The sequence below is a fragment of the Tenacibaculum maritimum NCIMB 2154 genome (genome assembly GCF_900119795.1).
Lineage (GTDB): Bacteria > Bacteroidota > Bacteroidia > Flavobacteriales > Flavobacteriaceae > Polaribacter > Polaribacter maritimus.
Genome location: NZ_LT634361.1, coordinates 828,137 through 840,963, shown reverse-complemented (window position 1 = coordinate 840,963; position 12,827 = coordinate 828,137). Strand labels below are relative to the sequence as shown.

The following is a 12,827-nucleotide window of genomic DNA, read 5'->3' as shown; positions in this document are numbered from 1 at the left end:
TCTTTTTTAATGTTTAATAATATTCAATAGCACTTTCATCCGTAGCATTATCTTTTTAGGGAATTGGGAACATAACAAAAATACAGCTTTATTTCAATTTAAAAATACGTATTTATACCGAAATTAAACTACGTATTTATACGTAAAAATAATTTTTAAAAAGCTCGTAATCAAACATTGAACATCTTAAAAAAACTTAATTCTTTTACCCTAAACAAACAATAAAATTGTTTATTCCTTCTACAAAAAAAACAACAGATAAGATATTTATTCACAGCTATTTAACTTTTCATAGGTATTTTTCCCATTCTCTGATTCACTTCCCACAATTTTTCCTTTCCTTATCTTAAAAATATTTTTTGACAATACCTGATCGCTTTTAAAATTACCTTCCCCATTTGTCTTAGAAATAAAAGAATATACCTCTACTATCTATCCCCTCTTTATACTGGATCTAAATGGTGATTTTACAATGCTAGATATTGCTTTTTTGAAAAATGAGTACCTTCTTTTTTCTTTCTTTTCCTACACAAGTAAAAAAATATAGCATTTTTTTCCTTTTATATAATTTGACTGATAGATTCATAACAATACTAATCAAACCAACCTATTGCCTTCTTAAATTTAGAATTTCTATAACTTATAAATGTCTTTATCCCTAGATCATCTATTAATTTCATATAGCTATAATAATTCAACGAAAAATTATCCGAGTAGCAATTCTCTCTCAAAGATACTATTTTTTTTCTATAAAATACGATTCTTTCCAGAATAAATTAACACTAGCTTTATCTAGTATTATTTTTTCCTTAGCAATTTGTTGTGTGGGTACTAGTTCTTGTATTGCTACCCGATGGCTTTTAGAATTGCAAGAAATACAACTTATAAAAACAACCAAATACAACCTTAATAACTTCATTATTTACGTATGATTACAAATTCATCACTTCCCTTGGGTAAATAGAGTTTTACTGGGTAACTTGTCAAATATTCTTCATCGTAAATTCTAATTAAAGGGCTCCAACCTTTTCCTGTCTCTCCCCATTCTTCAAAGTCTTTGGAAGAAAAACGCTCCAACGCTACCAATTGATTGTTTTTTCCATAAACTTTCATCTTATAATCCTCCAAAGGAATCATATTTCCTTTCGCATATTCACGAATTTTTTTTGAATTTTCCTCAAAACTATCTCTTATATTTTCCTTATCATATTCGTAATCAAAAACATTTGTTTCTTCTTTTCGTCTCCTTGTCAAATTATTCATCCAAGTATTAGCATCACCATCATTTAAAATCCTACGTAATTTTTCATAATAAGCTACTACTTTTTTTTCCAAGACCTCTTGGTTCCATTTACTTAAATCTTGGCCATTACTCCAACCTTCTAATACATAAGGCAGGTCTGTTATCTCTATATCCCAGCTCTGTTCAAAATATGGTAAATCCTCGTCTTTAGTCAATAAAGGTAACTTAATTGCTTTCTCCTGCTTGACAATATCTCTTGATTCATTTATAACTACTTTATTAAAATCTATTCGATATGGCAGTTGCTCTTTCCCCATATTTACCACCGTATGACCTCCTACATCCGGAAAAAACTTTATGGTTACTTTATGGGTACCATTACGCAACAACCACGGATTTAATTCTACTGCCGAACTTACTCCTGTAGTTCCATATTTGATTAAAATATCATTTACATATAATTCAAACGGCAAGTAAACCCCTAGTCCTATATAATATCGGTATTGTTTTCCTTTAGCAATTTGCTGTGTGGGTACTAGTTCTTGTATTGCTACCCGATGGCTTTTAGAATTGCAAGAAATACAACTTATAAAAACAACCAAATACACCCTTAATAACTTCATTATTTACGTATGATTACAAATTCATCACTTCCCTCAGGTAAATAGAGTTTTACTGGGTAACTTGTTAAATATTCTTCATCGTAAATTCTAATTAAAGGGCTCCAACCTTTTCCTGTCTCTCCCCATTCTTCAAAGTCTTTGGAAGAAAAACGCTCCAACGCTACCAATTGATTGTTTTTTCCATAAACTTTCATCTTATAATCCTCCAAAGGAATCATATTTCCTTTCGCATATTCACGAATTTTTTTTGAATTTTCCTCAAAACTATCTCTTATATTTTCCTTATCATATTCGTAATCAAAAACATTTGTTTCTTCTTTTCGTCTCCTTGTAAAATTACTCATCCAAGTATTAGCATCACCATCATTTAAAATCCTACGTAATTTCTCATAATAAGCTACTACTTTTTTTTCCAAGACCTCTTGGTCCCATTTACTTAAATCTTGGCCATTACTCCAGCCTTCTAATACATAAGGCAGGTCTGTTATCTCTATATCCCAGCTCTGTTCAAAATATGGTAAATCCTCGTCTTTAGTCAATAAAGGTAACTTAATTACTTTCTCCTGCTTGACAATATCTCTTGACTCATTTATAACTACTTTATTAAAATCTATTCGATATGGCAGTTGCTCTTTCCCCATATTTACCACCGTATGACCTCCTACATCCGGAAAAAACTTTATGGTTACTTTATGGGTACCATTACGCAACAACCACGGATTTAATTCTACTGCCGAACTCACTCCTGTAGTTCCATATTTGATTAAAATATCATTTACATATAATTCAAACGGCAAGTAAACCCCTAGCCCTATATAATATCGGTATTGTTTTTCTTTAGCAACTTGTTGTGTGGGTACTAGTTCTTGTATTGCTACCCGATGGCTTTTAGAATTGCAAGAAATACAACTTATAAAAACAACCAAATACACCCTTAATAACTTCATTATTTACGTATGATTACAAATTCATCACTTCCCTTGGGTAAATAGAGTTTTAAATTATAAACTCTCGATGCTCCTGAAGGCTCTTTGGTGCGGAGTACCCCTTTTGTTCTAAAATTACTCTCCTTCCTTTCTAGAGATATTAACTGGTTATCTTTTCCATAAACCTTCATTTCGTAACTTTCCAAAGCTATCATATTTCCTTTTGCTTTTTCTCTAATCTTTTCTGAGCTTCTTCTAAATTCTTCAGATATAATTTGCAAGTCATAATTATATTCAAATATACTTGTCTCTTTGTCTCGTCTTAAACAGAAATAATTAAAGGTATTAGCATCACCATCATTTAAAATCCTACGTAATTTTTCATAATAAGCTACTACTTTTTTTTCCAAGACCTCTTGGTCCCATTTACTTAAGTCTTGGCCATTACTCCAACCTTCTAATACATAAGGCAGGTCTGTTATCTCTATATCCCAGCTCTGTTCAAAATATGGTAAATCCTCGTCTTTAGTCAGCAAAGGTAGCTTAATTGCTTTCTCCTGCTTGACAATATCTCTTGATTCATTTATAACTACTTTATTAAAATCTATTCGATATGGCAGTTGCTCTTTCCCCATATTTACCACCGTATGACCTCCTACATCCGGAAAAAACTTTATGGTTACCTTATGGGTACCATTACGCAACAACCACGGATTTAATTCTACTGCCGAACTCACTCCTGTAGTTCCATATTTGATTAAAATATCATTTACATATAATTCAAACGGCAAGTAAACCCCTAGCCCTATATAATATCGGTATTGTTTTTCTTTAGCAACTTGTTGTGTGGGTACTAGTTCTTGTATTGCTACCCGATGGCTTTTAGAATTGCAAGAAATACAACTTATAAAAACAACCAAATACACCCTTAATAACTTCATTATTTACGTATGATTACAAATTCATCACTTCCCTTGGGCAAATAGAGTTTTACTGGATACCCCCTTATAGCTCCCTCATAATCAAACATAATTGGACCCCAATATTTTATATTCGCCCCCATATGAGAGCGAAAACCATTTGTAGCATTACGATGCAAAGTTACCAATTGATTGTTTTTTCCATAAACTTTCATTTTATAGTCCTCCAAAGGAATCATATTTCCTTTCGCATATTCACGAATTTTTTTTGAATTTTCCTCAAAACTATCTCTTATATTTTCCTTATCATATTCGTAATCAAAAACATTTGTTTCTTCTTTTCGTCTCCTTGTAAAATTACTCATCCAAGTATTAGCATCACCATCATTTAAAATCCTACGTAATTTCTCATAATAAACTACTACTTTTTTTTCCAAGACCTCTTGGTCCCATTTACTTAAATCTTGGCCATTACTCCAACCTTCTAATACATAAGGCAGGTCTGTTATCTCTATATCCCAGCTCTGTTCAAAATATGGTAAATCCTCATCTTTAGTCAATAAAGGTAACTTAATTACTTTCTCCTGCTTGACAATATCTCTTGACTCATTTATAACTACTTTATTAAAATCTATTCGATATGGCAGTTGCTCTTTCCCCATATTTACCACCGTATGACCTCCTACATCCGGAAAAAACTTTATGGTTACTTTATGGGTACCATTACGCAACAACCACGGATTTAATTCTACTGCCGAACTCACTCCTGTAGTTCCATATTTGATTAAAATATCATTTACATATAATTCAAACGGCAAGTAAACCCCTAGCCCTATATAATATCGGTATTGTTTTTCTTTAGCAACTTGTTGTGTGGGTACTAGTTCTTGTATTGCTACCCGATGGCTTTTAGAATTGCAAGAAATACAACTTATAAAAACAACCAAATACACCCTTAATAACTTCATTATTTACGTATGATTACAAATTCATCACTTCCCTTGGGTAAATACAATGTAACAGAATAACTTACCAAAACACCTTCAAAATCATAAATCAGTGGACTCCAGTATTTTATATTCGACCCCATATGAGCACGAAAACCATTTGTAGCATTACGATGCAAAGTTACCAGTTGATTGTTTTTTCCATAAACTTTCATCTTATAGTCCTCCAAAGGAATCATATTTCCTTTCGAATATTTTTGAATATCCATAAAATTTTCCTCAAACGCTTCTTTTATTTCTTCCAATGTAACATAATCAAAAACATTGGTCTCAGAATCTCTTCTTTCTTCTAACTTAAACCATCTCTCCGCATCACCATCATTTAAAATCGTACGTAATTTTTCATAATAAGCTACTACTTTTTTTTCCAAGACCTCTTGGTCCCATTTACTTAAATCTTGGCCATTACTCCAACCTTCTAATACATAAGGCAGGTCTGTTATCTCTATATCCCAGCTCTGTTCAAAATATGGTAAATCCTCGTCTTTAGTCAATAAAGGTAACTTAATTGCTTTCTCCTGCTTGACAATATCTCTTGACTCATTTATAATTACCTTATTAAAATCTATTCGATATGGCAGTTGCTCTTTCCCCATATTTACCACCGTATGACCTCCTACATCCGGAAAAAACTTTATGGTTACCTTATGGGTACCATTACGCAACAACCACGGATTTAATTCTACTGCCGAACTCACTCCTTTAACTCCCCGCTTGATTAAAATATCATTTACATATAATTCAAACGGCAAGTAAACCCCTAGTCCTATATAATATCGGTATTGCTTTTCTTTAGCAATTTGTTGTGTGGGTACTAGTTCTTGTATTGCTACCCGATGGCTTTTAGAATTGCAAGAAATACAACTTATAAAAACAACCAAATACACCCTTAATAACTTCATTATTTACGTATGATTACAAATTCATCACTTCCCTTGGGCAAATAGAGTTTTACTGGATACCCCCTTATAGCTCCCTCATAATCAAACATAATTGGACTCATATACTTTATATTTGTGCCCATATGAGAACGGAAACCATTTGTAGCATTACGTTCTAAAGTTACCAGTTGATTGTTTTTTCCATAAACTTTCATCTTATAATCCTCCAAAGGAATCATATTTCCTTTCGCATATTCGCGAATTCTTCTCGAATTTTTATCGAACTCTCGCTGAATTGTTTCTGGTGAACTATAATCAAAAACATCTATTTCGATATCTCTTTTTTCATCTAACTTAAACCATCTCTCTGCATCACCATCATTTAAAATCGTACGTAATTTCTCATAATAAGCTACTACTTTTTTTTCCAAGACCTCTTGGTTCCATTTACTTAAATCTTGGCCATTACTCCAACCTTCTAATACATAAGGCAGGTCTGTTATCTCTATATCCCAGCTCTGTTCAAAATATGGTAAATCCTCGTCTTTAGTCAATAAAGGTAACTTAATTGCTTTCTCCTGCTTGATAATATCTCTTGACTCATTTATAACTACTTTATTAAAATCTATTCGATATGGCAGTTGCTCTTTCCCCATATTTACCACCGTACGACCTCCTACATCCGGAAAAAACTTTATGGTTACCTTATGGGTACCATTACGCAACAACCACGGATTTAATTCTACTGCCGAACTTACTCCTGTAGTTCCATATTTGATTAAAATATCATTTACATATAATTCAAACGGCAAATAAACCCCTAGCCCTATATAATATCGGTATTGTTTTTCTTTAGTAATTTGTTGTGTGGGTACTAGTTCTTTCATTTTTATTTTTTTATTGTATTTTTCTATGTTTTTACAAGCAACAATGCTTATCAATAAACTGAATATGGTTAAATATTTCATGGTTCTTTTAAAATTTCATTTCGTAAGTAAACGGCCCTTGTATTAAAAAACGGTCTCCTGTTTTATCTTTTTGTTCATGTAAATCCCCTAAATTCTCTAAATGCTCATTCTTAACTAATATATTCGCAGAGAACACCACATAAAGACCTTCATAGGCAAATACCCATTTATCGCTTTCCTTTTTAAGAACCACTTTTGCCTGCGCGGATCCTCCTGCATAAGCCTCTCCTCTAAAGTCTCCTTTTTAATAATGGCAATTTTGATGGTTTATTTGTAAGTAATACCCATGCTTAGGCAACCTTTCATCTATATAACTTCCTTTCATTCGATCTATTGATTTCATTTCTCTTTTTTTATGCTATCAACGGATGTTTGCTGCCCACATGCTAATTGCAAACAAAGCAGCAAAAAGCACCCAAAAAAGAGTATCCCCCTTACCATATATGCCATTGGTTGTCTCTTTTATCTTTGTACAAACGAACAGGCTTACTTCTATAATAATGTTTCTCTCCCTTTTTATAATATGGAGGATGGTCTTCAGTTAATGTTTGCGCCTTACAAATCACATCTCCATTATCTATCATACGCCTTAAAGATACTGTTTTCCCATAAGCATAAAGATTTAACTTATAATTTTCTATAGGTTGAATTTCTTCTAAATCCTCCTTAAAAAAGGTAGCATTATTTTCACTTACTTTTCTACTACTCTCCTCCGTTGTATAAAACCACATGTCTGAACGGTCAAAAGAAGGCTTGTCTCTTTCGATATAATATTGATGGTAATCTCTCTCCATCAGTTTAAAAATTGCTTTGTATTCCGCTACTACCTCTGCTAATAGCTCGTCTTTGTCCATTTTAGATAGATCCACTGCATGGTCTAAGTTTTTAATCTCATAAGGTACTGTGGCTTTAAAAACAGTATCCAATCGTACCATTGGCGTTTCTTCATTTTCTATTTTAGGTAATTCCCAATCCAACAAATGTACCAATTCCCCATAGCTATTTTCCTCATCAGACATGTCTGTATAGTAAAACAAACCTATGGATAGGTCTGCCATTTTACTTAAAAAAGCCCCTTTTATTGGAAATACACGTATGGACAAACTTTGGGTGCCACTTTTTGAAATTTCCGGGTTTATAGGTACCCGAATAGACATCACAGGCTCTGGGTCTCTATATATCGCACTTTCTAAATCATTCACTCGTATTTCATAATGGCAATTTTGATGGTTTATTTGTAAGTAATACCCATGCTTAGGCAACCTTTCATCTATATAACTTCCTTTCATTCGATCTATTGATTTCATTTCTCTTTTTTTTGTATCAACGGATGTTTGCTGCCCACATGCTAATTGCAAACAAAGCAGCAAAAAGCCCCCAAAAAAGAGTATCCCCCTTACCATATATGCCATTGGTTGTCTCTTTTATCTTTGTACAAACGAACTGGTAACCCTTCATAATAATGCTTCTCTCCCTTTTTATAATATGGAGGATGGTCTTCAGTTAATGTTTGTGCCTTACAAATCACATCTCCATTGTCTATCATACGCCTTAGGGATACTGTTTTCCCATAAGCATAAAGGTTTAATTTATAATTTTCTATAGGTTGGATATTCTCTATATGATCTGTAAAAAAAGTAGCATTATTTTCACTTACTTTTCTACTACTCTCCTCCGTCGTATAAAACCACATGTCTGAACGGTCAAAAGAAGGCTTGTCTCTTTCGATATAGTATTGATGGTAATCTCTTTGCATCAGTTTAAAAATTGCTTTGTATTCCGCTACTACCTCTGCTAATAGCTCGTCTTTGTCCATTTTAGATAGATCCACTGCATGGTCTAAGTTTTTAATCTCATAAGGTACTGTGGCTTTAAAAACAGTATCCAATCGTACTATTGGCGTTTCTTCATTTTCTATTTTAGGCAATTCCCAATCCAACAAATGTACCAATTCCCCATAGCTATTTTCCTCATCAGACATATCCGTATAGTAAAACAAACCTATGGATAGGTCTGCCATTTTACTTAAAAAAGCCCCTTTTATTGGAAATACACGTATGGACAAACTCTGTTCCCCACTTTTTTGTATAAATGGATTTAAAGGAGGTCTTATAGACATCACAGGGTATCGGTCTCTATACTGGTAGGCTTCTTCATCATTTACACGAACCTCGTAATGGCAATTTTGATGGTTTATTTGTAGGTAATATCCATGTTTAGGAGCTTCTTTATCAAAAGTATTTTCTGAATTTACATCTAATTTCTTTGTCATTGGTTGTTTCTCTTTTTTTATGCTATCAACGGATGTTTGCTGCCCACATGCTAATTGCAAACAAAGCAGCAAAAAGCACCCAAAAAAGAGTATCCCCCTTACCATATATGCCATTGGTTGTCTCTTTTATCTTTGTACAAACGAACAGGCTTACTTCTATAATAATGTTTCTCTCCCTTTTTATAATATGGAGGATGGTCTTCCTCTAAAATTTCTGCCTTACAAATCACATCTCCATTGTCTATCATACGCCTTAGAGATACTGTTTTCCCATAAGCATAAAGGTTTAACTTATAATTTTCTATAGGTTGAATTTCTTCTAAATCCTCCTTAAAAAAGGCAGCATTATCTTCACTTACTTTTCTACTACTCTCCTCCGTTGTATAAGCCCACATGTCTGAACGGTCAAAAGAAGGTTTATCTCTTTCGATATAGTATTGATGGTAATCTCTCTCCATCAGTTTAAAAATTGCTTTGTATTCTGCTACTACCTCTGCTAATAGCTGGTCTTTGTCCATTTTAGAGAGATCCACTGCATGGTCTAAGTTTTTAATCTCATAAGGTACTGTGGCTTTAAAAACAGTATCCAATCGTACCATTGGCGTTTCTTCATTTTCTATTTTAGGTAATTCCCAATCCAACAAATGTACCAATTCCCCATAGCTATTTTCCTCATCAGACATGTCTGTATAGTAAAACAAACCTATGGATAGGTCTGCCATTTTACTTAAAAAAGCCCCTTTTATTGGAAATACACGTATGGACAAACTCTGTTTCCCATTTTTATAGATAAGAGGATTTAATGATGGTCTTATAGACATCACAGGGTATCGGTCTCTATACTGGTAGGCTTCTTCATCATTTACACGAATCTCGTAATGGCAATTTTGATGGTTTATTTGTAGGTAATATCCATGTTTAGGAGCTTCTTTATCAAAAGTATTTTCTGAATTTACATCTAATTTCTTTGTCATTGGTTGTTTCTCTTTTTTTATGCTATCAACGGATGTTTGCTGCCCACATGCTAATTGCAAACAAAGCAGCAAAAAGCCCCCAAAAAAGAGTATCCCCCTTACCATATATGCCATTGGTTGTCTCTTTTATCTTTGTACAAACGAACTGGTAACCCCGCATAATAATGTTTCTCTCCCTTTTTATAATATGGAGGATGGTCTTCAGTTAATGTTTGCGCCTTACAAATCACATTTCCATTGTCTATCATACGCCTTAGGGATACTGTTTTCCCATAAGCATAAAGATTTAACTTATAATTTTCTATAGGTTGAATTTCTTCTAAATCCTCCTTAAAAAAGGCAGCATTATTTTCACTTACTTTTCTACTACTCTCCTCCGTTGTATAAGCCCACATGTCTGAACGGTCAAAAGCTGGTTTATTCCTTTCTATATAATATTGATGGTAATCTCTCTCCATCAGTTTAAAAATTGCTTTGTATTCCGCTACTACCTCTGCTAATAGCTCGTCTTTGTCCATTTTAGATAGATCCACTGCATGGTCTAAGTTTTTAATCTCATAAGGTACTGTGGCTTTAAAAACAGTATCCAATCGTACCATTGGCGTTTCTTCTTTTTCTATTTTAGGCAATTCCCAATCCAACAAATGTACCAATTCCCCATAGCTATTTTCCTCGTCAGACATATCCGTATAGTAAAACAAACCTATGGATAGGTCTGCCATTTTACTTAAAAAAGCCCCTTTTATTGGAAATACACGTATGGACAAACTCTGTTCCCCACTTTTTTGTATAAACGGATTTAAAGGAGGTCTTATAGACATCACAGGGTATCGGTCTCTATACTGGTAGGCTTCTTCATCATTTACACGAACCTCGTAATGGCAATTTTGATGGTTTATTTGTAGGTAATATCCATGTTTAGGAGCTTCTTTATCAAAAGTATTTTCTGAATTTACGTCTAATTTCTTTCTCATTGGTTGTTTCTCTTTTTTTATGTTATCAGCGGATGTTTGCTGTCCACATGCTAATTGCAAACAAAGCAGTAAAAAGCCCCAAAAAAAGAGTATCCCCCTTACCATATATGCCATTGGTTGTCTCTTTTATCTTTGTACAAACGAACTGGTGCTCCTTCATAATAATGTTTCTCTCCCTTTTTATAATATGGAGGATGGTCTTCCTCTAGAATTTCTGCCTTACAAATCACATTTCCATTGTCTATCATACGCCTTAGGGATACTGTTTTCCCATAAGCATAAAGATTTAACTTATAATTTTCTATAGGTTGAATTTCTTCTAAATCCTCCTTAAAAAAGGCAGCATTATTTTCACTTACTTTTCTACTACTCTCCTCCGTTGTATAAGCCCACATGTCTGAACGGTCAAAAGCTGGTTTATTCCTTTCTATATAATATTGATGGTAATCTCTCTCCATCAGTTTAAAAATTGCTTTGTATTCTGCTACTACCTCTGCTAATAGCTCGTCTTTGTCCATTTTAGATAGATCCACTGCATGGTCTAAGTTTTTAATCTCATAAGGTACTGTGGCTTTAAAAACAGTATCCAATCGTACCATTGGCGTTTCTTCATTTTCTATTTTAGGCAATTCCCAATCCAACAAATGTACCAATTCCCCATAGCTATTTTCCTCGTCAGACATGTCTGTATAGTAAAACAAACCTATGGATAGGTCTGCCATTTTACTTAAAAAAGCCCCTTTTATTGGAAATACACGTATGGACAAACTCTGTTCCCCACTTTTTTGTATAAACGGATTTAAAGGAGGTCTTATAGACATCACAGGGTATCGGTCTCTATACTGGTAGGCTTCTTCATCATTTACACGAACCTCGTAATGGCAATTTTGATGGTTTATTTGTAGGTAATATCCATGTTTAGGAGCTTCTTTATCAAAAGTATTTTCTGAATTTACATCTAATTTCTTTCTCATTGGTTGTTTCTCTTTTTTTATGCTATCGGCGGATGTTTGCTGTCCACATGCTAATTGCAAACAAAGCAGCAAAAAGCCCCCAAAAAAGAGTATCCCCCTTACCATATATGCCATTGGTTGTCTCTTTTATCTTTATATAAGTAAATAGGAAGACTACTATAAATATTTATATCTCCCTTTTTATAATATGGAGGATGGTCTTCCTCTAAAATCTCTGCTTTACAAATTACATTACTTCCATCTTCAATTCTTTTTAAGGCTAATATTTTACCATAAGCATATAATGCTAATTCGAAATTTTCTATTTTCTGAATATACTTTATTTCTGCTGGATTTTGATATGATTTTTTATTATTCTCTAAAACTTGTAATATCTTTTTTTCAGAAAGATAAAATGTTATTCCTCTCGGTCTATCAGTTTGTAAAATATTTAATTTATCATAGTCGTTTAATACGTAATACCGTATTTCCTTATATTTTTCTTCTGCTTCTTTAAGAAGTTCTTCCTTGTCCATATTAGATAGATCCAGTGCATAGTCTAAATCTTTAATCTCATAAGGTACTGTGGCTTTAAAAACAGTATCCAATCGTACCATTGGCGTTTCTTCATTTTCTATTTTAGGCAATTCCCAATCCAACAAATGTACCAATTCTCCATAGCTATTTTCCTCATCAGACATGTCTGTATAGTAAAACAAACCTATGGATAGGTCTGCCATTTTACTTAAAAAAGCCCCTTTTATTGGAAATACACGTATGGACAAACTTTGGGTGCCACTTTTTGAAATTTCCAAATTTATAGGTACCCGAACAGACATTACAGGTTCTTGTTTTTTATATATAGCACTTTCTAAATCATTCACTCGTATTTCATAATGGCAATTCTGGTTGTTTATTTGTAGGTAATACCCATGCTTAGGTAACGTTTCATCTATATAACTTCCTTTCATTAAATTTATTGGTTTCATTTCTCTTTTTTTTGTATCAACGGATGTTTGCTGTCCACATGCTAATTGCAAACCCGTAATGGTTAATAATAGTAAGTATTTATAATGTTTCATTTTT

The 12,827-nt window shown here is 33.3% G+C and carries 13 protein-coding genes; all 13 read right to left on the bottom strand.

Translation table 11 applies throughout. The features are described 5' to 3' along the window. Window positions 1–736: 736 nt before the first annotated feature. Complete coding sequence (locus MARIT_RS03980; protein WP_100210830.1) at window positions 737–919, bottom strand: hypothetical protein; 183 nt, start codon at window positions 917–919, stop codon at window positions 737–739. Further along, entirely contained in the window at window positions 919–1,866 is a 948-nt protein-coding gene (locus MARIT_RS03975; RefSeq protein ID WP_100210829.1) for a hypothetical protein, read from the bottom strand. The genes MARIT_RS03980 and MARIT_RS03975 overlap by 1 nt, the downstream gene beginning before the upstream one ends. Next, complete coding sequence (locus MARIT_RS03970; protein ID WP_100210828.1) at window positions 1,866–2,813, bottom strand: hypothetical protein; 948 nt, start codon at window positions 2,811–2,813, stop codon at window positions 1,866–1,868. The genes MARIT_RS03975 and MARIT_RS03970 overlap by 1 nt, the downstream gene beginning before the upstream one ends. After that, complete coding sequence (locus MARIT_RS03965) at window positions 2,813–3,733, bottom strand: hypothetical protein (RefSeq protein WP_100210827.1); 921 nt, start codon at window positions 3,731–3,733, stop codon at window positions 2,813–2,815. Before MARIT_RS03965 ends, MARIT_RS03970 begins: the two co-directional genes overlap by 1 nt. After that, window positions 3,733–4,680, bottom strand: a complete 948-nt coding sequence (locus MARIT_RS03960; RefSeq protein ID WP_100210826.1) for a hypothetical protein — start codon at window positions 4,678–4,680, stop codon at window positions 3,733–3,735. The genes MARIT_RS03965 and MARIT_RS03960 overlap by 1 nt, the downstream gene beginning before the upstream one ends. After that, entirely contained in the window at window positions 4,680–5,621 is a 942-nt protein-coding gene (locus tag MARIT_RS03955) for a hypothetical protein (protein WP_100210825.1), read from the bottom strand. Before MARIT_RS03955 ends, MARIT_RS03960 begins: the two co-directional genes overlap by 1 nt. Next, a complete protein-coding gene (locus MARIT_RS03950) occupies window positions 5,621–6,568 on the bottom strand; it encodes a hypothetical protein (RefSeq protein WP_100210824.1) in 948 nt (315 codons plus the stop codon). Before MARIT_RS03950 ends, MARIT_RS03955 begins: the two co-directional genes overlap by 1 nt. 434 nt (window positions 6,569–7,002) lie before the next feature. After that, window positions 7,003–7,875, bottom strand: a complete 873-nt coding sequence (locus MARIT_RS03940; RefSeq protein WP_162288604.1) for a hypothetical protein — start codon at window positions 7,873–7,875, stop codon at window positions 7,003–7,005. Window positions 7,876–7,964: 89 nt separating this feature from the next. Beyond that, window positions 7,965–8,954 carry a hypothetical protein gene (locus MARIT_RS03935; RefSeq protein ID WP_100210821.1) on the bottom strand — a complete coding sequence of 330 codons (990 nt, stop codon included), beginning with the start codon at window positions 8,952–8,954 and terminating at the stop codon, window positions 7,965–7,967. Continuing rightward, on the bottom strand, window positions 8,939–9,928 hold the full coding sequence (locus MARIT_RS03930; protein WP_100210820.1) for a hypothetical protein: 990 nt from the start codon (window positions 9,926–9,928) through the stop codon (window positions 8,939–8,941). Before MARIT_RS03930 ends, MARIT_RS03935 begins: the two co-directional genes overlap by 16 nt. Further along, window positions 9,913–10,902, bottom strand: a complete 990-nt coding sequence (locus MARIT_RS03925; protein WP_100210819.1) for a hypothetical protein — start codon at window positions 10,900–10,902, stop codon at window positions 9,913–9,915. Before MARIT_RS03925 ends, MARIT_RS03930 begins: the two co-directional genes overlap by 16 nt. Continuing rightward, the gene (locus MARIT_RS03920; RefSeq protein WP_100210818.1) at window positions 10,887–11,876 is read right to left on the bottom strand and encodes a hypothetical protein; all 990 of its coding nucleotides are present in this window, start codon (window positions 11,874–11,876) and stop codon (window positions 10,887–10,889) included. The genes MARIT_RS03925 and MARIT_RS03920 overlap by 16 nt, the downstream gene beginning before the upstream one ends. Further along, window positions 11,861–12,823, bottom strand: coding sequence for a hypothetical protein (locus MARIT_RS03915; protein ID WP_100210817.1), 963 nt, complete (start codon window positions 12,821–12,823; stop codon window positions 11,861–11,863). The genes MARIT_RS03920 and MARIT_RS03915 overlap by 16 nt, the downstream gene beginning before the upstream one ends. Window positions 12,824–12,827: the final 4 nt, after the last annotated feature.

Bases quoted from the DNA above. Each gene is read 5' to 3' on its own strand.
- MARIT_RS03920 (WP_100210818.1), bottom strand. From the start codon at position 11,876: ATGGCATATATGGTAAGGGGGATACTCTTTTTTGGGGGCTTTTTGCTG.
- MARIT_RS03925 (WP_100210819.1), bottom strand. From the start codon at position 10,902: ATGGCATATATGGTAAGGGGGATACTCTTTTTTTGGGGCTTTTTACTG.
- MARIT_RS03980 (WP_100210830.1), bottom strand. From the start codon at position 919: ATGAAGTTATTAAGGTTGTATTTGGTTGTTTTTATAAGTTGTATTTCT.
- MARIT_RS03915 (WP_100210817.1), bottom strand. From the start codon at position 12,823: ATGAAACATTATAAATACTTACTATTATTAACCATTACGGGTTTGCAA.
- MARIT_RS03950 (WP_100210824.1), bottom strand. From the start codon at position 6,568: ATGAAATATTTAACCATATTCAGTTTATTGATAAGCATTGTTGCTTGT.
- MARIT_RS03960 (WP_100210826.1), bottom strand. From the start codon at position 4,680: ATGAAGTTATTAAGGGTGTATTTGGTTGTTTTTATAAGTTGTATTTCT.
- MARIT_RS03930 (WP_100210820.1), bottom strand. From the start codon at position 9,928: ATGGCATATATGGTAAGGGGGATACTCTTTTTTGGGGGCTTTTTGCTG.
- MARIT_RS03970 (WP_100210828.1), bottom strand. From the start codon at position 2,813: ATGAAGTTATTAAGGGTGTATTTGGTTGTTTTTATAAGTTGTATTTCT.
- MARIT_RS03935 (WP_100210821.1), bottom strand. From the start codon at position 8,954: ATGGCATATATGGTAAGGGGGATACTCTTTTTTGGGTGCTTTTTGCTG.
- MARIT_RS03965 (WP_100210827.1), bottom strand. From the start codon at position 3,733: ATGAAGTTATTAAGGGTGTATTTGGTTGTTTTTATAAGTTGTATTTCT.
- MARIT_RS03955 (WP_100210825.1), bottom strand. From the start codon at position 5,621: ATGAAGTTATTAAGGGTGTATTTGGTTGTTTTTATAAGTTGTATTTCT.
- MARIT_RS03940 (WP_162288604.1), bottom strand. From the start codon at position 7,875: ATGAAATCAATAGATCGAATGAAAGGAAGTTATATAGATGAAAGGTTG.
- MARIT_RS03975 (WP_100210829.1), bottom strand. From the start codon at position 1,866: ATGAAGTTATTAAGGGTGTATTTGGTTGTTTTTATAAGTTGTATTTCT.